Raw genomic sequence first — 20638 nt, 5'->3', positions numbered from 1 at the left:
CTTAGCCGCACATGAAGATCGTCCGCCGCTTGTCGACCGGCACCGAGCGCCCTTCCACCTCGCGAAACACCAGCACCCCAGTCGGCGCTGCGCGCAATGCGGCGAAAACGGCATCTACGGCCTTTTCGGCATGCGCCTGGTCGAGCCCATGCTTTGCCGTCGCAGCGACAAGATCTTTCTTCTGCATCGTGCCCTCCTGCTCTCCACCGGCCGATTGCAATAAATCGACGACCTCATGATCAGATAGAGCACGGCTTACCATCACCCTCTGATATGATAACGGCAATCAACGTCCGAACTGGTTGCACAATGGGAAAAGAGCGATGTTCCGCCGTTCACAAATTGCATCCTGTCGTCATTACGCGCACTCTTGATCCGGCGAACGAATAGTCGACTATGGACTTTTTATTGCACCGGTAGACAGAGACTTTCACCAAACTGTTCTTTGCCAGGCTTAGCCGCCACGCCGACACTTGGCCCTATGACGCGCCGCGGAGACTAGCCGCCATATCAGGCATCGCCCCTGCGCCGCCCCCCGCAATGACGCCGATCGCGGGCGCGCAGCGGCGGCTGCCGGCAAGGAACGGATTCATTATACCGACGTTCCTCTTGCCGTGGAGCCTACCGGCTTTCGCCGGAGGCAGCATTGAAGCAACGCGACGATTGGCATCTTACCGACGCTCTCGAATATGAACATGGGCGCGGCGATCCGTTCGCCGCCGCCGTCCGTGCCACCCGCATGCCGATGGTCATCACCGACCCGGCGCGGGACGACAATCCGATCGTCTTCTGCAACGTCGCGTTCCAGGATCTGACCGGTTATACGCGCGACGAGATTGTCGGTCGCAATTGCCGTTTCCTGCAGGGCCCGGATACCGATCCGGCGACGGTGACGCAGGTGCGCGAGGCGATCGCGGCTGGCCATGACGTCGATGTCGACCTGCTCAACTATCGCAAGGACGGCACGACGTTCTGGAATGCGCTCTACATGTCCCCGGTGCGGGACAAGGACGGCGTGATCCGCTTCTTTTTCGCCTCGCAGCTCGACGTCAGCGATCGGGTCGAGGCGCAGAACATCATCAACGATCAGAAGGTGCTGGTCGAACGCGAGGTCGAACGGCGCACCGCCGATCTGCGCGCGGCGCTCGATGCCAAGACCATCCTGCTGCACGAGGTGGATCACCGCGTTAAGAACAACCTGACGATGATCGGATCGCTGCTGCGCCTGCAGGTCCGCACGATCGACGATCCGTCCGTGGCCGCCAAGCTCGATTCCATGCTGGAACGCGTCGATGCGCTCGCCGTCGTCCACCGCCAGCTATACCAATCGTCGGATATTGCCCGGTTCGATATCGGCAGCTTTGCCCAAAGCCTGGCGTCGGACGTCGTCGGGTCGAGCGGCCGCAGCGACATCATGCTGGATGTGCGGGCACAACCGCTGTTCGTGGACGCAGCCAATGCATCGGCGCTCGGCCTGATCCTCAACGAAATCCTCACCAATGCCGTCAAGCACGCCTTTGCCGACGGACGCTCGGGCACGCTCAGCCTCGCGGTCGAAGGGGGGAACGATCACGGCACGATCCGCATCTGCGATGACGGCCCGGGCATGCCATCGGCCCGGCGCACCCGAAGCATCGGCACGTCGCTGATCACGCGGCTGGCACGCCAGGCGCGTGCGGCGGCGACCTGGAGCGACAATGCGCCCGGCACCTGTGTGACGATCACGTTTCCTCAGACCGAAGCGGGATCATGACCAACACGATGAACGTCCTGATCGTCGAGGACGAGATGCTCCTGGCGATGGATATCGAGGCGATGGTCGAGGATAGCGGCCATCGCGTGCTGGCCGAGGCCGCGAGCCTGCAGGAGGTCGAGGCGCTGCCGGACAGCTTGAATCCCCAGCTCGCTTTTGTCGACATCCATCTGGCGCACGATTCGAACGGCCTGGATGTCTGCCGCTACATACGCACGCATTGGCCCGACGCGCTGATCGTCTTCGTCACGGCCAACGTATCGAAAATACCGGCGGATTTTTCCGGCGCGCACGGCGTGATCGCCAAGCCGTTCTCACATGCCGGCGTGGTCAACGCGATCAACTATCTGGCCAACGGCATGTTCGACCCGCCACCCAGCATTCCGCGACCGGCCAGCCTGATCGCCTCGCCCAATCTCGAACCGCGATGGGCCAAGGCGGCCGGGTGATGGACGATATCGGCCATCGGTTGCTTATCGCTGTCGAGGGACCGTGACATGAAACGATGGACGTGGATGCTCCATCGGATCATCCGGCAGATCTGGTTCCGCGCCGGCGTGATCAGCCTGCTGAGCGTGGCGCTGGCGATCCTCGCCGCGCTGATCACGCCGTATTTGCCCTACACGTTCGACGTGGACATCGGCCAGCGGTCGGTCGGCACCATTCTCCAGATCATGGCGTCCAGCATGCTGGCGGTGACGACCTTCTCCCTCACCGCGATGGTCAGCGCCTATTCGTCGGCAACGCAGCTCGCCACGCCGCGCGCGACGCAGCTGATGGTCAGCGATCCCACGTCGCAGAACGCCTTGTCGACGTTCCTCGGCGCGTTCGTCTTCTCGATGGTCGGGATCGTCGGGCTGAACACGAGTGCTTACGGGCATGACGGCCGCATCATCCTGTTCGCCGCCACCGTCGTCGTCATCATGCTGGTGGTCGGCACGCTGCTCCGCTGGATCGGCCATATCACGGCGTTCGGGCGGATGGCCGATGTCATCGACCGGGTCGAGGAAGCCGCCACCCGCGCCATGGCGGACTTTGCCGCCACGCCGCATCTCGGCGGGCAAGCGGCGATCGCCGTACCGCCGGGGGCCGTCGCGATCGCCGGCACCAGGACCGGCTATGTCACGCATATCGACGTCGCCGCGCTGGCCGCGATCGCCGAGCGACATGCTCTGTCGGTCCACGTCGCCGTCCTGCCCGGGACGATGGTCCATCCCGCACGCGCGCTGATGCATGTCGACGCGGAGGTCGACGACGCGACGCGCGCAGCGCTGATCAAGGCATTCACGATCGAACGGCATCGCAGCTTCGATCAGGATCCGCGCCTCGGCCTGATCGCCCTGTCCGAGATCGCCAGTCGTGCGCTGGCGCCCGCGACCAACGATCCGGGCACCGGGATCGAAGTGCTCAATGCGCTGCTGCGCGTGTTCCTGACGCTCGGCGCGCCGCCCGCGACCGAGCGGGCTGACGATACCGACCGGCAGCGCGTCCATATCGGCCGGCCGTCGATCGAGGACATGCTGGCCGATGCCTTCGCACCCATCCTGCGCGAAGGCGGCAAGGAGGTCGAAGTGTCGCTGCGCCTGACCGCGACGCTGGCGGCGATGCACGCCAACCTGCCGTCGATGCGCGCGCCGATCGACCATTGGGCGGCGCGGCACGCCGCGCGCGTCGCCGCGACGATGGAAGATCCTGCCGATCTCGCCACCTTCGAGCGCGCCTATGCGCGCTTATGGCCGGCGCTGGTCTGATCCGGGCGCCGACGGCGCGGGATCGGCCGACCAGGCGAGGCGCAGCCGCCCCCCCGCGCGGCCGGGTTCTGCACCGCCGCCCCGCGCGACGATTCCCTGCGCGACGGCGGTGCGCTGCCGCAGGCTTCCGCCCAGCACGTCGAGCCGCCGCGCCAGCCGGGCCGATGCCCAGGCCGCCTCGCCGAGCGCCTGATCGTCGATCACGCCCGAGCGGATCGCGACGTCCGGCAGGGCGATGTCGTTCGGCGGATCGAGCACGACATGCCAGTCCGCGACCGCGGCGTCGGCGCGCCGTTCCAGATCGCGATAGCCGGCGATGCCGAGACCGGTCAGCGGTGCCGCCGCGGCGCGGATCGTTCGCGCGCCCGCGTCCACTTGTACCGACGAGACGGCAATGCCCGCGATCAGCGCGACGTCGGCGACCGCACGGTCCCGCTCGCGCGCCGCGCGCAAGGCGTCGCCATTGCCGGCGCGCGCGATCTGCGCCGCCTCCACCGCGCCGGTTTCGGGCGAGATGCGCACCTGATCGACGTGCACGTCGACCGGCCGGGCGAGCCGCTGGCGCAGGTCGGCCGCCAGCTTGCGGTCGGCGCCGGGCTCGATCCGCGGCGTGAGCATCACCGCGCGCACCCGCACCGGATTGGCGCCGTGGTCGATCTCGACCTGGCTGAGCCGCGCGCCGGGGGGGAAATCCTCGCCCAGCGCATCGCGCACCTGTCGCTGCGCGACCGCCTCGAAAGCGATCTGCCGCAGGCCGGCACCAAGCGGGATCGACAGCAGCCCGATCGCGACCGCGAACAAAACGAGCTGCCAGCCGGTATGATGCGGCGAAAGATGGCTGCCGAAGCCGTAACAGCGCGCGACCAGCGCCGCGGTCAGCGCGATGGTGATGGCATTGGTCAGGAACAGCAGCAACGCGCCGGAGAAGACCACCCAGCTCCACGTCGCGATGCCGAAGCCGACGACGACCAGCGGCGGCATCAGGGCGATGGCGATCGCCACGCCGACCACCGTGCCCCCGCGCCCGCGGATCAGCGCATAGCCGCCGGCGATCGCCGAAAGCAGCGCGACGAGCAGGTCGAACAAGGTCGGCTGCGTCCGCCCGGCGATCTCGCTCGTGATCGTCTGGACCGGCGACAGCAGGATCAGCACGACGGACAGCGCCACCGCCACCGCCGCCCCCAGGATCAGCGCCGTCGCGGCGCGGCGTATCTCGTGGAAATCGAGCGTGGCGATGCCGAAGCCCAGGCCGATGATCGGCATCATCAGCGGCGACAGCAGCATCGCGCCGATCAACACCGCGACCGAGGGCATCAGCAGCCCGAGCAGCGAAATCGCGGCGGAAATGACGATCAGGAAGGCATAGCGCCCCGACCAGCCCGATTCCGCGGTGATCTGTCGCAGGACGCCGTCATGATCGACGCCGTCGGTCGCCTTGGCCACCCACGTCCGCGGGAGCGCCACGAATTGGGCTAGGTTCAGGTGGATCGGCTCGTCTCCGTCATGGCGAAGGTCTTGGACAGGCCGTGGTACAGCTTTTCGCGGCATACCCACTGGCTGGCGGCATCGGCGATGAAGGCGGTGGCGAACATCGGCAGCATCAGGCCGCGGCTGGCGGTCGTCTCGGAAAGGATGATGACCGCGGTCAGCGGCGCCCGGACGACGCCGGCGAAATAGCCGACCATGCCGAGGATCACGATCGCGCTGGCCGGCTCCCCGGGGAAGATCTCGCGCAGCAGATTGCCGACGCCGGCGCCCACCGCGAGCGACGGCGCGAAGATCCCGCCGGGCAGGCCGGCGATCGCGGTGGCCGCGGTCGCGATCAGCTTGGCCGGCCCGAACCATAACGGCGCATCGACGCCGACGATCATCGCCCGCGCCGAGGCATAGCCGGTGCCCCAGGTCAGCCCGGTCACGACGCCGAGTAGCGCGACGACGCTGCCGCAGATGCCGGCGAACGCAACCGGATGTGCGCGCGTCCAGCCCGTCAGGCGGTTGCGGCTGACCGCCATGCCCAACAGGATCCGCGAGAACAGCCCGCCGGTCATGCCGCCGAAGATCCCCGCGACCGGCGCGACGAGCAGCGCGGACAATAGCGGCAGATGCGCGCCGATCGCGCCGAAATATATATAGTCGCCCTGCACCGACTGGGCGACCATCCCGGCGATGACGATCGCCGCGAGCACGAGCAGCGTCACGCGCTGCTCATAGGCCGAGGCCAGTTCCTCGATCGCGAACAGCAACCCGGCAAGCGGCGTGTTGAACGCCGCAGCGACGCCCGCCGCGCCGCCGGCGATCAGCACGCCGCCACGCAGCGGCACGCGGACCAGGCGATGCGTGAACCCCATCACCGCCGCCGCCAGCTGCACGGTCGGCCCCTCGCGTCCGACCGAAGCGCCACCCAGCACCGCGCCGATCGTCAGCACCGCCTTGGCCGCCACCGTGCGGATCGAGATCAGCGTCGTGGTGGCGTCGTTCGGATTGGCCTGCGCGGCGATGACCTGGGGAATGCCGGATCCCCGTGCGAGCGGCGCGTAACGGCGGGTGATCCAGACCAGCAGCATGAAGGTCAGCGGTGTCGTGACCAGCGGCACCCAGTGCCAGGTCGCCGCAAACCGGGCGAAAACCCCCGCCGCCCAGTCGGCCGCCTGCGCAAACAGGGTGGCGACGATGCCCACCAGGATCGCACCGGCGAGGATCGCGACGCGCGTGCGGAACTGCGTCGATCGCGGTCCGCGTGCGCGCAACAACGCCCGATAGCGCGACGGCGTCCAGCGTTTCGCGGGGAGAAGGCGATGGAATAGGCCAGCCATGGCGCTCTTTTAGGTCCGGCAGCCGGTTAGGCTACCCCCTGCGGCGGTCGGTTGCGATCCATTCCACCGGGTCCGGCGCCCCGCGCGCGCTACGCGAGCGGGCGCTTCCCCGCCCCGCTTGCCGTCAGTATCGCGAGCACCTAGCGTGCCGGGCACGGGTGAAACGAGGAGAAGTCGCGGTGCGCAACGGAATCATGCTGACCTTGGCCGCGCTGCTGTCGACGGCGGCGTTCGGCCAGTCGGCCACCACCGGCGTGGTGCCGGATGCGAACGCGCCGAAGGGCCGGCTCCCCGATGCCGCCGTGCCCAAGGCCTATCGCCTCGACCTGACGATCCTGCCCGAAAGCGACGGCTTCAGCGGGCATGACGAGATCGATGTCGTGCTCAAGGGCCGCACGACCAAACTCTATCTTCACGGCCGCGATCTCGCCGTCAGCAAGGTCTTCGCGCGGGTCGGCAAGACCATTATCCCCGCGACCTTCACCCAGGTCGACACGACCGGCACCGCGCGGCTCGACTTTGCCCGCGCCGTGCCCAAGGGCGCGGCGACTCTGGTGTTCGATTATCGCGGCACGTTCGGCGACGACGCGTCGGGCCTGTACCACGTCAAGGTCGCCGATCGCTGGTACAGCTGGACCCAGTTCGAAAGCATCGATGCGCGGGCGGCCTTCCCCTCGTTCGACGAGCCCGGGTTCAAGCAGCCGTTCACCGTGACCGTCACGACCCACCCGGGCATGACGGTGATCAGCAACAGCCCCGAAACCGGCATTACCAAGACCGGCAACGGCCTGGAGACGCATCGCTTCGCCGCGACCAAGCCTCTGCCGACCTATCTCGTCGCGATCGATACCGGGCCGTTCGTCAAGCAATCGGGCATGATCCCCGCGACGGCCGAGCGCGCGCAACCCATGCCGCTGGGCGCCGTCGCCACCCAGGCGCAGAAGCACAAGATGTCCTATGTGATGGCGGAAACGCCGCGCATCGTTGGCCTGCTCGAGCGCTATTTCGGCGAACCCTTCCCGTTCCCCAAGCTCGACCAGATCGGCTCGCCGATCATGCCCGGCGCGATGGAGAATGCCGGCGCCGACACCTATGGCGATAGTATCATCTTCCTTGATCGCCACGCCACCACCGCCGACAAGCAGACGTTCGGCATGGTCGTCAGCCACGAACTGGCACACCAATGGTTCGGCGATCTCGTCTCGCCGGCATGGTGGAGCGACCTCTGGCTCAACGAGAGCTTCGCCAACTGGATGGGCTATCGCATCGGCAACGAATGGCGGCCCGAACTCGGCATCGGCGTCGGCGCGATCGCCGAGGGGTTCGGCGCGATGAACACCGATGCGCTGGAGGTGGGGCGCCCGATCCATCAGGCGATCACGGACAACAGCCAGATCGACGGCGCCTTCGATTCGATCACCTATGGCAAGGGCGGCCAGGTGGTGGCGATGCTTGCCGCCTATCTCGGCGACGAAAAGTTCAAGGCGGGCGTGCGCCTGCATCTGCGGCGCCACGCTTACGGCACGGCCACGTCGGAGCAGTTCTTCCAGTCGATCGCCGATGCCGCGCACGATCCCAAGGTGCTCGCCGCGCTGACGAGCTTCGTCGACCAGCAGGGCGTGCCGGTGATCGACCTGCGCCGTGACGGCGGCAAGCTCACGGCCACCCAGGCGCGCTACGCCTTTATCGGCTCGACACCGGCACCGCTGCGCTGGACGATCCCGCTGTGCATCCGTGTCGACACCAGCAAGCAATGCACCTTGCTCGATGCCAAGACTGCGTCATTGGCCGTACCCGACGGCCGCGTGCTGATGCCGAATGTCGGTGGCACCGGTTATTACCGCTTCGATCTTTCGCCGGCCGACTGGCAGGCGCTGATCGCGACGGCGGGCACGCTCTCGCCCGGCGAGGCGATCGCCACCACCGATAGTCTGTGGGCATCGTTCCGGGCCGGAAAGGCGCCGGCGGCGTGGCTGATCGCGGAGGCCCGCGCGATGGCGGCCAATCCGGATGCCGCCGCGAGCGTCGATCCAGGCGAGCGGATCGCCGGCTGGCGGTCGCGCGGCCTGATCGCGCCCGCCGCGCTGCCGGCGTACCGCACGCTGATGGCCTCGATCTACACGCCGCAACTGACCAAACTTGGCTTCGATCCGGCGGTCGGCGCGCATGCCGGCGACGATCCCGGGCGCCAGGACCTGCGCCACAAGCTTGTCGGGCTGGTTGCGGACGACGCCCATGACGGCGCCGTGCGCGCCAAACTGAAGGAGGCGGCCAAGCGCTTCCTGGGCGGCGATGCCGCCGCGCTCGACACGGGGTTCCTCGCCAACGGTCTGGCGGTGCTGGCGCAGGACGGCGGGCTGCCGGTCGCCAAAACGCTGGTCGAGCGGGCGCTGTCCAGCGAGGACGCGACCGTGCGATCGAGCGCGCTGGCAGCAGCGGCGTCGAGCGGCCGCGCCGATGTCGCCAACTATCTGCTGACGCTGGACGACAAGCGGCTGCGCGGCTTCGATCGGCTGCGGCTGATCTTCGGCGTGATCGGCTCGGTCGAGACACGCGAACTCGGCACCGATTGGGTGCTGGCCAACTATGACCGGCTGGTCGCCGGCGCGAACGGCGTGTTCATCACCAGCCGGCTGCCCTCGGCATTCTCGTCGCAATGCGGCGCCGATCGCGCCGCCGCCATCGATGCGAAGGTCGGGCCCGCCGTCCGCAAGGCGAATGTCGGGCTGCTGGCCTATCAGCGCGCAATCGAATCGATCCGGCTGTGCGGCGCGCTGAGGACGGCAAAGGCAGCCGAGATTGCCGCGGCGGTGACCACGACGGGGTAGCGGGCGGCGTTACCCGGCGGGAGCCACTGCCCCCGCCGGGCGCCGATCCAGCGCCGGCAACGCCGCCAGGAAATTGACGATTTCCCGGCGGCGGCGTTCCTCGTCGGCGAGCTCGCCATCCACGCCGAGCCGCCATCGGTGCGCGCGCTGGTCCGGCTCCCGGTGCAGCGCCTCGATCAGGTCCGCCTGCGCTTCGACATGGCGATCGCTCTCGGCCAGCCCCGCCGCGACGAGATCGTCCGCCTGGCGCCTGAGCGCGATGGCAATTTCGCCGAGCGCGAGCTCGGGATGATATTGGACACCCCAGAAAATGCCGCGGTCGTAGCGGATCTCGACCGCCTGGACCCGCGTCACCGGATTGGTGGCGAGCAGCGTCGCGCCGTCCGGCAGCTGTTCGACCTCATCGCCATGGATCGCGGCCGCATCCCATGTCCCCGGCCGATCCGCGAGCAGCGGATGGCTGCGCCCTGCCGCCGTCGCGACGATCCGGCGGGCGATCCCCGCTTCCATCCGGTCGGGCATCTTGCGCACCCGCCCGCCGGCCGCCACCACGGCGATCTGCAGCCCGGCGCAGGACCCGAACGACGGCGTTCCCGCGGCGAATACCGCGCGCATGAAGGCAAGCTGCCGGCGCACCGCGGGCGTATCGTCATATACGTGCAACGGCGATCCGGTGAGGAACACCGCATCGTAGCGGAGCAGGTCTTCGGGCGCATAGGCCGGCGCATCGTCGTCCGCCGGCTGGACGATGTCGATCACGCAGTCCGGTGCGAGCTGCCGCAAGGTCGCGGCATAGGTTTCGCCCGAACTCTTGCCGGCATGCGCGCGCCGCGCGTCGCGCTCGTCCGGGGTCTCGCTCTCGGCGATCATGAACTGTGGCAGGGCGACTCTCGATCGTGATGGGGAGGTGACGGCGGGCGATGCGAGCGAACGCTTACCCTTCGCCGATGCTGAGCGAACCGCCGAGATCGTCGGTCTTGCCCGCCAGCCCCGGCACCTCGTCGAGCTGCCGCAGCGCGCTGAACCCGCCCCGCTCGCCGCGATAGCGGACGATCTCGGGACCATGGCCCCTGAGCGCCGGTATCGCGTCCAGTTCGGCGGCCGACGCCGTGTTGAGATTGATCCTGTCGTCCATCGATGCGCTGCTCCGCTTGCGCCAGCACAGCGCCCGGGCCGCGATAGAGTTCCGCGATCAGCGGGCGGCGTGCAGCGTGATGCGCGTCATTTCGGGCGGCCGCCCCAGGCGGAGCGCAAAGCCCGGCCACAAGGCGGTGCCGTTGCTGACGTAGAGCGTCATCCCGCCGACCGCATAGCGCCCCGAGACGAAACCGGCATTGCCGCGCGCGACCAGCCGGTCCAGCCCGACGACCATGCCGCCATGGGTGTGCCCGGAGAGTTGCAGCGCCACGCCACGCGCCGCCGCCTGCGCCGCCCGGCGCGGCTGATGATCCAGCAGGACGATCGGCGCATCGCGCGGTGCGCCGCGCAGCGCCGCCGCCAAATCGGGCCCGGCCTGCCGGTGCGCCGGCGCCGACAGATCGGTGACGCCGGCGAGGACGATCCGCGCGTCACCGCGGGTCAGCAGGACATGGGCATTGGGCAGCATGCGCATCCCGAGGCTGGCCAGATGGCGCATCCAGGCATCGTAATCGAAGAAATATTCGTGGTTGCCCGGAATGGCATAGACGCCGTCCGGCGCGCGCAGATCGCGCAATGGCGCGACGTCGGCGCGCCGCATGTCGACCGATCCGTCGATGAAATCGCCGGTGACGACGATCAGGTCGACGCCCGAGGCATTGGCTTGATCGACCACCGCGCGCGCCCAGCGCTCGGGAAACAACCGGCTGATGTGCAGATCGGTCAGTTGCAGCAGCCGATAGCCCTCGAACGCTGGCGGGAGCGCCTCAATGTCGATCGCAATGTCCTTGAACGGCGGCACGCGCGTCGCGTTGGCGACCCCGATCGCCGAGATCAGCGCCGCCACGCCGGCCACGGCATAGCGGACGCCGTCGGGCACGCCGACCGCCGCGTGGCGAACCAGCATGACCGCGAGCATGCCGAGATCAACCAGCAGCTGCAGAAACAGCAGGATGACGATCGCGCCGAACGCCCAGTTGAACAGGATCACGATCGTGCGCGGGAATTCGGGCGCAAACACCGAGCCGGAGGAGAGCCGGCTCCACAGATGATATTGCGATACGATGAGGAGCAGCACGGCGATCGCCCCCTTGCCCCAGAACGGCAGCGACAGCGGCCAGAGCCAGCGCACGATGACCAGCAGGGCCGGAACCGCGAAAACGAGATTGAAGATCGTCATTCTCCGTGTGGCAAGGGATCGCCGCGGGCTGCGCAGGCATGAACGACATGGCAGGCCGAACGATCCCGGCGCGGCCCACCCACCTCATGGCGCCTCCCGGATGCCGACCGCGCGTTCACCGCCCCCGTTCGGGCAGCGACGCGCCATGGAACTTAGCGCCGCCTGTTGCCGTAGCGCGTGCTTTCGAACGAGACGATCATGTCGGCGCTCTCCCCCAGCGGGACTTCGGCGACACCATAGGCGCCGCGTGCGCCATTGGATCCGATCATCACGCCCACCTCGCCATGAATGGCTCGGCCGGCAGCGGGCGTGCTTTCCCGTTCGCCGCGCGCGGCAGCGGCACTTTCGACCGTATTGCTGTCGAGGATGGCATTCCGCTCCTCGTCCGAGAGGCGAATCGTGCCGCTCGGCGCCGCGGCCGATTGCGCAAAGGCCGATGTCGACACTCCTGCGACGCTCGCGAGCGCCATCAGGACGGCAGGTGCGGCAAAACGCAAGGATCGAGGGCGGCGCATCGCACCCTACTAGGCCTAACCAGGCGGATGGCAAACAGGGACTGTCGTTGGCGCGCCGGCCTGTTGCGCGCGGTTCGCCGCCAGCTATAATCCGCGCCCTGTAAAGCTTACCCATCCTTGCGCCAAAGACCGTCGGGGCGATCCATTTCCCGGGGTCGATCGAGACGGACGAGCACCATGGCAGGCAAAGCGATTGGCTGGCGCGCGGCGGCGGGCTGGCTGTCAGAGATTGTCGGACCCGATACGCCCTACCTGCGCCTGGCGCTGGTCTATGGCGTGGCGATCAGCCTGTTGTCGCTGGCCACGCCAATCTCGGTGCAACTGCTGATCAACAGCGTCGCCAACACCGCCCTCCCCGCGCCGCTCTGGACCCTTTCCGGGCTGCTGCTGCTGTTGCTCCTGCTGGTCGCGGGGCTCAGCGCGCTGCGCTTCTGGGTGATGGCGCTGTTCGAGCGGCGCTTCTTCGCGCGCGTCGTCGCCGAGATCACGGTGCGCGCGGTGCACGCGCAGAACCCGTTCTTCGTCGATCAGAATCGCGGCGACCTGTTCAATCGCTATTTCGATCTGGTGGTGGTGCAGAAGGCGGTGCCGAGCCTGGTCATCGGCGGCTTCACGATCCTGCTGCAATCCGCGGTCGGGCTGGTCGTGACGAGTTTCTACCACCCCTTCTTCCTTGCCTTCAACGCGCTGCTGCTGCTGCTCGTGGCCGCGATCTGGCTGCTCTGGTCGCGGGGCTCGATCCGCTCGGCGGTCGCGCTCAGCCATGCCAAGCACGATGCGGCGCGCTGGCTGGAAAGCGTCGGCGCGTCGAACGGCTTCTACAAATCGAGCCGTCGTCTCGATTTCGCGATGGACCGCTCCGAAGCCGTCACCGCCACTTATGTCGACCGGCACCGGCATTATTTCCGCTACAGTTTCACGCAGACCGTCGCCTTCCTGCTCCTCTACGCCTTGGCCAGCGCCGCATTGCTCGCGCTCGGCGGCAATCTCATCCTGCGCGGCGAACTGTCGATCGGTCAGCTGGTGGCCGCCGAACTGATCCTGAGCGGCGTGTTCTACGGCATCTCGCAGCTCGGCTGGTATCTCGACACGCTGTACGACTTCGTCGCCAGCGCGGAGGAATTATCGATGCTGTTCGCCATCCCGCAGGAGCAGGCGGCGGAGGCGGCGGGCCAGGCGCCGGTCGACGGGGCGGTCCGGCTCGAGCGGGTCGAGGTCGAGGAGGCGCGCTTCGACTTCACCATCGCGGCCGGTGAACAACTCGTGACGCTGGCGGACGGCGGCGCCGAACGACTGCTCGCGATGGTGCTCAAGCGCCACAGCGTGCCGGCGCGCGGGCTGGTCACCGTCGGCGGCGCGGATCTGGCGACGTTCGACATGTATCTGCTGCGCTCGGAAGTGATGGTGCTCGATCGGCCGACCATCGTCGAGGTCACGATCCGCGACTATCTCTCGCTCGGCGCGACCGGCGCGCTGTCGGGCGCGATGCTCGACGCGCTCGACGCGGTCGGCCTGCGCGCGCGCATCGCGCAGCTGCCGCACGGGCTCGATACCCCGCTTGCCGCCTCGGGCTATCCGCTGTCGATCGGCGAGGTGATGGCGCTGAAGCTCGCCAACGCGCTGCTGGTCCGCCCGCGCGTGCTGATGCTGTCGCAGCTCTACGACCTGATTCCGGCCGACCGGCTGACCGACGTGCTCCAGCAGCTCAAGGCGACGAAAACGACGGTGCTGCTGTGCACCGGCCGGCCCGAGGATATCACGCTGGACGGGTGGTTCCGCCTCGAACCGCATCGCCAGCGGCGCTTCGCGACGCGCGACGCGCTGATCGCCGAGACGCGGCGCGCGGCGCAGACGGGAGGTGACGATGCCGTATCGGCCTGACCGGATCGCGCATTTCCCGACGCTCGCCGCAATGCGCGCGCCGCGCATCGCCGTCGCGCTCGCCTGGATGCTGCTGTTCGGGATCGCCATCGCCGCGGCGATCATGGCGCTCGTCCCGTGGGTGCAGACCGCCAGCGGCACCGGCCAGGTCGTCGCGCTCGATCCCGACGACCGCCAGCAGCAGGTCACCGCGTTCGTGCCGGGCCGGGTCGAGCGCTGGTTCGTCCAGGACGGGCAGCATGTCGCCCGCGGCGATCCGATCGCGCGCGTCGTCGATCTCGATCCCGACCTGCTCTCGCGTCTCCGCGCCGAACGCGCGCAGGTCCAGGCCGAGATCGCCGCGATCGAGCAGGGCCGTGCGGTCGCCGGGATCGACGTGCGCCGCACCGGCCAGTTGTTCGCCGAAGGGCTCGCGTCGCGGCGCGATTATGAACAGACGCAGATCAAGATCGCGGACGCCGACGCCAAGCTCGCCGAGGCGCGCGCAAAGCTCAACCGGATCGACATCCAGCTCAACCGCCAGTCCGCGCAGCTGGTACGCGCGCCGCGCGACGGTCGCGTACAACAGCTCAACGCCGCGACCGGTGGTTCGCTGGTGTCGCCGGGCACGGTGCTCGCGGTGATCGCGCCCGAGCGCGTCGAGCGCGCGGTCGAACTCTATATCGATGGCCGCGACATGCCACTGGTGCGCGCCGGGCGCCCGGTCCGGCTCGAATTCGAAGGCTGGCCGGCGATCCAGTTCAGCGGCTGGCCGTCGGTCGCGCAGGGCATGTTCGACGGGCGGATCCGCGCGGTCGATCCGAATGCCGCCCCCGATGGCCTGTTTCGCATCCTGGTCGAGCCGGCGCCGGGCAAGCCCGCCTGGCCGGCACGAGACTATGTCCGCCCCGGCGGCAAGGTGCGCGGCTGGGTGCAGGGCGAGACGGTGCTGGTCGGCTACGAGCTGTGGCGCCAGCTCAACGATTTCCCGCTCGAATTCGGCCGCCGCCCGGCCGCCCCCGCCAAGGAGGAGGCGAAGGCCGCCCCGGCCAAGCAAGCGGGCGACACGGAAGGCGGCAAGAAATGAGCCGCGCCATCCTGTTCCTGCTCGCCGCGCTGTGCCCGGTCGCGGCACTGGCGCAGGGCGCGCCGCTGACGCTCGACGACGTGCTGCGCTCCTCCGCCCGCGCGGCGCCGCAGATCGTCGAGGCGCTGGCGCGGGTGCGGCAGGCGGAGGGACGCGCGCTGTCCGCCGACGGCGCGTTCGACACGGTGTTCGAGGTCGACGCCCGGTCGCGCGTCGCGGGCTATTATGACGGCAGCGTCGTCGAAGGCCGCGCGACGCGGCCGCTCACCGGCAATGGCGGCTATGTCTATGGCGGCTACCGCGCCTCGCGCGGGAGCTTCCCGATCTACGAGGATCAGGCCTATACCAACCGGCTCGGCGAGGCGAAGGTCGGTGCGCTGTTCGCGCTGCTGCGTGACCGCGTGATCGACGAACGCCGGACCCGCCGCCAGGTCGCCGGGGGCGATATCGACGTCGCCCGGTTCGAGGCGGCGATGGTCGCGATCGGCGTCCAGCGGCGTGCGGTCGATGCGTATCAGACCTGGGTCGCGGCGGGGCTGCGGCTCGCCGCCTATCGCGACCTGCTCGCGCTGGCGGAGCGACGCCGCGGCGCGATCGCGCGTCAGATCACGCTCGGCGCTCGGCCCGATATCCTGCTTACCGAAAACGACCAGAACCTCGTCCGGCGCCGCGCGCTGGCCGTCCGGGCCGAACAGGATCTCGCGACGGCGGCCAACGCGCTGTCCTTCTACCTGCGCGATGACGCTGGCGCGCCGCTGCTGGTGTCCGCCGAGCGGCTACCGTCCGATGCGGGCGCGCTGGACGGGCTTCCCGTGGCGGCCAACGGCGCCGCACCGGTCGCCCGCCCGGACTATCGCGCGATCCTGGCGCGGATCGATCAGTCGACTGCGCGGCTGATGCTGGCGGAAAACGATCTGGCGCCGCGGCTCGACCTGCGCGGCGAGGTCGGCAAGGATCTCGGCACGATCGGGCTCGGCGGGCCGAGCCGGACGCCGCTCGATGCCGTGGTCGGCTTTCGCTTCAGCGTGCCGCTGCAGAACCGCGCGGCCAAGGGCCGCGTCGCCGAGGCCCGCGCGGAGATCGACGCGCTGACCCAGCGCAGCCGCTTGCTGCGCGACCAGATCGCGGTCGAAGTCGAAGGCATCGTCATCGCGGTCGGCGCGACCGAACGCCTGGCGGGGATCGCCGAGGAAGAGCAGCGTCTTGCCGAACGGCTCGCCGCTGCCGAGCGCCGGCGCTTCGAGCTCGGATCGGGCGACTTCTTCCTGGTCAATCAACGCGAGGAAACCGCGACCGACGCGCGCGTCCGCCTGATCGACGCGCAGGCCCGCATCGCTGCGGCGCGCGCCGAACTGGCCGCGGCAACCGCCGATCGCACGGCGCTGGGCCTCGCCGATTGAGCATCGCGCGCGAACCTTGTCCGACGAATCCGATCCCGTTCCGCAGCCCAAGAAAGCTAGAGCATCGTCCGGCTGAAAAGGTCGCTGATCGATCCGTCGAAATGCGCGTCCATCGTCGACACCGCAGCGACGGTGTCACGGTCGGCGATGGCGTTGGCGATGGACTGGTGATGGGCAAGCATCACATCCTGTTGCTCGATGTCGGTGCGGGTCCGCCATGCCGTCGGCACCGCCACCAGCATCAGCGCCTCGAACGATCGCACGATCTGCAGAAACAGCGCATTGCCGCTCGCCTGCGCGATGGCCTGGTGAAAGGCGATGTCATGCCGGGTGCGCGCGTCGAGATCGTTGCGATCGACGATCATCGCCGCCGCCAGATCGATAATCCGGCGCGCATCCGCGTCGCTGCGATGGCGCGCGGCGAGTTCGGCCGTGCGCAGTTCCAGCGTGCGGCGCACGTCCCACACATCGGGAACGGAAATCTGCGCGGTCGCCACGGCATGGTCGAGCGAGGCGCTCATCACCGTCCCGTCGATCGCCGCGACGCGCGCGCGCCGGCCGTTGGCGACATCGATCTGGCGCAAGGCCGCCAACGCCCCGAACGCCTCGCGCATGACCGCACGGCTGACCCCGAGTTCAGCCGCGAAATGGCCTTCGCCGGGCAGCGTGTCGCCCGGCTTCAGATTGTTCGTGCGGATGTGATCGCGCACGCGGCGCACGGCCTGATCGACCAGGCTGCCGCCGATCGCGGAGGCGATGTTCATGCCGCCAGTGCCCCTGCACGCAACCGCGAGGGGACCACCCCGTAGCGGCGCGAGAAGGCGCGCGTGAAGCTGGCATTGCTCAGATAGCCGCAGGCATAACCGACCGACGATACCGGCAGATCGGTCGCCAGCAGCATCTGTCGCGCACCGCCGAGCCGCCGTTCGGCGATGGCATCGGCAACGCTCAGGCCGAACATCGCGCGAAACCCGCTCGTCAGTTTCACCCGGTTGACCCCGCACGTGCCCGCGATCGTATCCAGCGTCAGCTTCTCGCGCCAATGCTGGTCGATGATGTCGCGCGCCTGGACGATCCGGCGGGTGTCGCGCTCGGACAGTGCCGCATTGGGCGTGGCGGGCACCAACTGGCCACCGAGCAATGCAGCGATGCTTTCGCACAGCAATTCGGTGCTCTTGGCACTCCGCAAGGTCACGCCGGCAGCGCCGTCCAGCGTGCAGTCGCGGATCGCCAGCGCGATCGTGCGCAGGTCGCTGGGGAGATGAAAGGCGGCGGGCATGGCGGGCACCTGGCCGAACAGGCGGCGGCAGACATCCTCGGTGACACACAACCGCAATGCGGCTTTAGCGCTGGCTTGGTCTGTCGTCTGGATGGCGAGGATCGGCATCTCGCCCAGGCTGAAGGCCAGCACGAGCGATGCGGCGAGCGGCGGATCGATCACGCCAGGTCCGATGACCGCCGTCATCTCGGGCGCCATCATCTCGAGCGACGTCATTATGCACTCCATCCTGCCCCTCCTTCCCTAGTGCTATAAAGCTATCGGATAGGTTGATCAACTCCTATCTTATAGGTTTGGGTTGAGCCCGCACGGTCGGCGTGAACGGCGCGCGGCGCATGGCGACGGAGAAGGCGCACAGCGCTGCAATGCTCGTTGCCACGCCGACGATGGTCAGGCCGGCGGCGAGGTGCTGCTCGCCGCCAAGCAGCAGGCTGACCCAGCCGACCAACGGTGGTGCGATGCCGTAGCCGACCAGGCCGGCAAAGGCGATGAACGCGCCGAGGCACAGGCCGCGCAGTTCGTTGGGCAGCATCACCGTGATCGCCACGGAGGTGATCAGCCCGGTGATCGTGCCGGCGAGCATCAACGTGCCGAGCGCCAGCGCGAACACCGGGATCGATCCGCTGAGCGGGAACAGCGCCGCCGGCACGCCGATCGCCGCCGCGGCGACCGCGCCGATCAGCAGCCCGCCGCGCCGCCCGCTCTTCTGCCCGAGATCGGCGACCATGCCACCGAGCAGCGCACCGAGAATCCCGGTGCCGAGCAGCAACGCGCCCATCCAGCCGCCGAACTGCTGCGGCGTGAGCGCGAAATAGCGGGTCAGCATCGGCGCCGCCCAGATGCCGGCCGCCGCATCGGCCATCACCACCGATACCTGGCCCAGGAACAGCGGGATCAGGAAGGCACGGCGCGCCCATAATTGATCGGCCACGCCGCGGAAGGCCGCACGCGGGCCGTCCGCGACTTCACGTCGTGCCGGTTCGGCGAGCAGCAACAGTGGCAGGCTCGCCAGCCCGGCGATCGCCGCCAGCGCGAGATGCGCCTCGCGCCACGGCAAGCCGCCCTCGAACAACGAAAAGCCTGCAGCGAACAGGCCGAACAGCCATCCGACGAGCGCGAAAGCGCAGGCGATGCCGAGCGACTTGCCCAGCGTCACCAGCAACATCGCGCGGCCGCGCTGCGCCGGCGCGCACATGTCGGCGGCCAGCGACAGGGCCGCGGTGAGCCCGCCGGTGGTGGCGATGCCGGTCATCATCCGCGCGACGAACAAGCTCGGTACGTTGGCGGCAAGCGCGGTCAGCAGCGAACCGCCGACCGACAGCACCGCAAACAGCAGCATCAGCCGCATCCTGTTCCAGCGATCGACCAGGATACCGATCGGGATCGAGAACAATACCAGCGGCACCGCGGCGCTGACGCCCTGGATCAGGCCCAGCGTGACATCGCTCAAGCCGAGTTCCGCCTTGGCGCCTTCCTGCACCGTGCTGAACGACCCCATCTGCGCAAAGCCAACCGCCAGCGCGAGCGACAGCACGAGCAGCCCGGGGACCGCACGACTAAATTCCCGCCCCGCCACGCGATCGGCGCGCTCTTCCACGACCGCATCGATCATAACGAAAAGATCTTTCCGGGGTTGAACAGGTCCTGCGGATCGAGCGCGCGCTTCAGCGTGCGCATCACGTCCACCGCATCGCCGAGCTCGGCGACCAGCCAGTCCTGCTTGCCGAGGCCGATGCCGTGCTCGCCGGTGCACGTGCCCTCCATCAGGAGTGCGCGCTGGACCAGTCGGGCGTTGATCGCCTCCACCTCGCGCAATTCCTCCGCCGAATTCGGGTCCATCGAGAAGATCACGTGGAAATTTCCGTCACCGACATGGCCGAGGATCGTGGCCGGCACCGTGCCCGCCTCGAGATCGCGCTTCGTCTCGAGGATGCATTCGGGCAAGCGGCTGATCGGGACGCAGACATCGGTGGTCCAGCCGACCGCGCCGGGGCGGACGTTGACCGCGGCATAATAGGCTTCGTGCCGCGCCTTCCACAGCTTGGCGCGCTCTTCCGGCAGGTTGGACCATTGGAACGCGCCGCCGCCATTGGCCTCGGCAAGATCGCGGACCAACGTGACCTGCTCCTCCACCCCCATGGGCGAGCCATGGAATTCGAAGAACAATGTCGTCACCTCGGGATAATCGAGCCTGGACCAGGCGTTGACCGCCGCCATCTGCTTGTCGTCGAGGATTTCGACACGGGCGAGCGGCACGCCGCACTGGATCGATTGCACGACGGTATCGACCGCGCCCTGTAGACTGTCGAACCCGCAGACCGCCGAACTGATCGTTTCGGGGATCGGGTGCAGCCGGAGCGTTACCTCGGTGATGATGCCGAGCGTGCCTTCCGACCCGACGAACAGCCGCGTCAGATCATAGCCCGCCGCCGATTTGCGGGCGCGGGTGGCGGTCTTGATCGCCTTGCCATCGGGCGTGACGACGGTCAGCGACAGCACCGCCTCGCGCATCGTGCCGTAGCGCACCGCATTGGTGCCGCTGGCACGGGTCGAGGCCATGCCGCCGATCGTCGCATTGGCGCCGGGATCGATCGGGAAGAACAGGCCCTGATCGCGCAGATGGAGATTGAGTTCCTCGCGCCGCACCCCGGCCTGCACCGTGCAATCGAAATCCTCGGCATGGACCGCGACGATCTCGGTCATCTGCGACAGATTGACGCTGACGCCGCCGCGCACCGCCAGCGCATTGCCTTCGATCGAGGTGCCGGCGCCGTAAGGCACGATCGGCACGCCGGCGGCGGTGCACAGCCGGACCAGATCGACGACTTCCTCGGTCGATCGCGCATAGACCACCGCATCGGGCGCCATCGGCGCGAAATGCGCTTCGCTCGCGCCGTGCTGCGCCAACGCCGCGGCGCCCATCTCCAGCGCGTCGCCGAAGCGCTGCCTGAGCGCCGCGACAAAGCCGGGGTCGAGCGCCGGCCGCGCGGGATTGACGTCGATATGCATGCAGTCGTCCTTTGCCGGGGGCCGCG

At 68.5% G+C, this 20638-nt stretch carries 18 protein-coding genes; 7 read left to right on the top strand and 11 right to left on the bottom strand.

From position 1 onward, the window contains the following. Position 1: 1 nt before the first annotated feature. Positions 2-262: an HU family DNA-binding protein gene (locus NV401_RS04530; RefSeq protein WP_261293205.1), complete on the bottom strand. Its 261-nt coding sequence runs from the start codon at positions 260-262 to the stop codon at positions 2-4. Between the two features lie 384 nt (positions 263-646). Here NV401_RS04530 and NV401_RS04525 point away from each other — a divergent pair, with 384 nt between their 5' ends. From NV401_RS04525 to NV401_RS04515, 3 genes are read left to right on the top strand one after another with little or no spacing between them, the layout of a single operon-like run. After that, positions 647-1753, top strand: coding sequence for a histidine kinase dimerization/phosphoacceptor domain -containing protein (locus NV401_RS04525; RefSeq protein ID WP_261293204.1), 1107 nt, complete (start codon positions 647-649; stop codon positions 1751-1753). Continuing rightward, positions 1750-2202, top strand: coding sequence for a response regulator (locus tag NV401_RS04520; RefSeq protein WP_261293203.1), 453 nt, complete (start codon positions 1750-1752; stop codon positions 2200-2202). The genes NV401_RS04525 and NV401_RS04520 overlap by 4 nt, the downstream gene beginning before the upstream one ends. Positions 2203-2250: 48 nt before the next feature. Beyond that, on the top strand, positions 2251-3504 hold the full coding sequence (locus tag NV401_RS04515) for a DUF2254 domain-containing protein (RefSeq protein WP_261293202.1): 1254 nt from the start codon (positions 2251-2253) through the stop codon (positions 3502-3504). Here NV401_RS04515 and NV401_RS04510 read toward each other — a convergent pair. Beyond that, the gene (locus tag NV401_RS04510) at positions 3484-4968 is read right to left on the bottom strand and encodes a DUF389 domain-containing protein (RefSeq protein WP_261293201.1); all 1485 of its coding nucleotides are present in this window, start codon (positions 4966-4968) and stop codon (positions 3484-3486) included. The two genes, NV401_RS04515 and NV401_RS04510, sit on opposite strands and share 21 nt — an antisense overlap. Before the next feature lie 14 nt (positions 4969-4982). Then, entirely contained in the window at positions 4983-6317 is a 1335-nt protein-coding gene (locus tag NV401_RS04505) for a chloride channel protein (RefSeq protein ID WP_261293200.1), read from the bottom strand. 179 nt (positions 6318-6496) lie between these two features. Between NV401_RS04505 and NV401_RS04500 the strand changes: the two genes are divergently transcribed. Next, positions 6497-9145 carry a M1 family metallopeptidase gene (locus NV401_RS04500; protein WP_261293199.1) on the top strand — a complete coding sequence of 883 codons (2649 nt, stop codon included), beginning with the start codon at positions 6497-6499 and terminating at the stop codon, positions 9143-9145. A gap of 9 nt (positions 9146-9154) precedes the next feature. On the opposite strand, the gene NV401_RS04495 is transcribed toward NV401_RS04500, so the two are convergent. From NV401_RS04495 to NV401_RS04480, 4 genes are all read right to left on the bottom strand, one after another. Further along, a complete protein-coding gene (locus NV401_RS04495; protein WP_261293198.1) occupies positions 9155-10015 on the bottom strand; it encodes a type 1 glutamine amidotransferase in 861 nt (286 codons plus the stop codon). 64 nt (positions 10016-10079) lie between these two features. Beyond that, positions 10080-10280, bottom strand: coding sequence for a ComEA family DNA-binding protein (locus tag NV401_RS04490; protein ID WP_261293197.1), 201 nt, complete (start codon positions 10278-10280; stop codon positions 10080-10082). Positions 10281-10337: 57 nt separating this feature from the next. Next, on the bottom strand, positions 10338-11462 hold the full coding sequence (locus NV401_RS04485) for a metallophosphoesterase (RefSeq protein WP_261293196.1): 1125 nt from the start codon (positions 11460-11462) through the stop codon (positions 10338-10340). A gap of 152 nt (positions 11463-11614) precedes the next feature. Then, on the bottom strand, positions 11615-11932 hold the full coding sequence (locus NV401_RS04480; RefSeq protein WP_261293195.1) for a hypothetical protein: 318 nt from the start codon (positions 11930-11932) through the stop codon (positions 11615-11617). Between the two features lie 222 nt (positions 11933-12154). Between NV401_RS04480 and NV401_RS04475 the strand changes: the two genes are divergently transcribed. The 3 genes from NV401_RS04475 to NV401_RS04465 are packed head-to-tail and all read left to right on the top strand — an operon-like array spanning position 12155 to position 16324. Then, positions 12155-13858: an ATP-binding cassette domain-containing protein gene (locus tag NV401_RS04475; protein ID WP_261293194.1), complete on the top strand. Its 1704-nt coding sequence runs from the start codon at positions 12155-12157 to the stop codon at positions 13856-13858. After that, the gene (locus tag NV401_RS04470) at positions 13842-14924 is read left to right on the top strand and encodes an efflux RND transporter periplasmic adaptor subunit (protein ID WP_261293193.1); all 1083 of its coding nucleotides are present in this window, start codon (positions 13842-13844) and stop codon (positions 14922-14924) included. The genes NV401_RS04475 and NV401_RS04470 overlap by 17 nt, the downstream gene beginning before the upstream one ends. Continuing rightward, positions 14921-16324, top strand: coding sequence for a TolC family protein (locus tag NV401_RS04465; protein WP_261293192.1), 1404 nt, complete (start codon positions 14921-14923; stop codon positions 16322-16324). The genes NV401_RS04470 and NV401_RS04465 overlap by 4 nt, the downstream gene beginning before the upstream one ends. A gap of 56 nt (positions 16325-16380) precedes the next feature. Here NV401_RS04465 and NV401_RS04460 read toward each other — a convergent pair whose 3' ends face one another. The 4 genes from NV401_RS04460 to NV401_RS04445 all read right to left on the bottom strand — a co-directional run bounded on the left by NV401_RS04460 (position 16381) and on the right by NV401_RS04445 (position 20612). Continuing rightward, positions 16381-17088: a FadR/GntR family transcriptional regulator gene (locus tag NV401_RS04460; protein ID WP_261293191.1), complete on the bottom strand. Its 708-nt coding sequence runs from the start codon at positions 17086-17088 to the stop codon at positions 16381-16383. Next, on the bottom strand, positions 17085-17819 hold the full coding sequence (locus NV401_RS04455; protein WP_261293190.1) for a helix-turn-helix transcriptional regulator: 735 nt from the start codon (positions 17817-17819) through the stop codon (positions 17085-17087). The genes NV401_RS04460 and NV401_RS04455 overlap by 4 nt, the downstream gene beginning before the upstream one ends. 64 nt (positions 17820-17883) lie before the next feature. After that, positions 17884-19215, bottom strand: coding sequence for an MFS transporter (locus NV401_RS04450; RefSeq protein WP_261293189.1), 1332 nt, complete (start codon positions 19213-19215; stop codon positions 17884-17886). Next, a complete protein-coding gene (locus tag NV401_RS04445) occupies positions 19212-20612 on the bottom strand; it encodes an FAD-binding oxidoreductase (protein WP_261293188.1) in 1401 nt (466 codons plus the stop codon). The genes NV401_RS04450 and NV401_RS04445 overlap by 4 nt, the downstream gene beginning before the upstream one ends. Positions 20613-20638 lie beyond the last annotated feature (26 nt).

The organism is Sphingomonas hylomeconis (assembly GCF_025370105.1).
Classification (GTDB): Bacteria; Pseudomonadota; Alphaproteobacteria; order Sphingomonadales; family Sphingomonadaceae; genus Sphingomonas; species Sphingomonas hylomeconis.
This window is presented reverse-complemented; position numbering and strand designations above follow the sequence as displayed.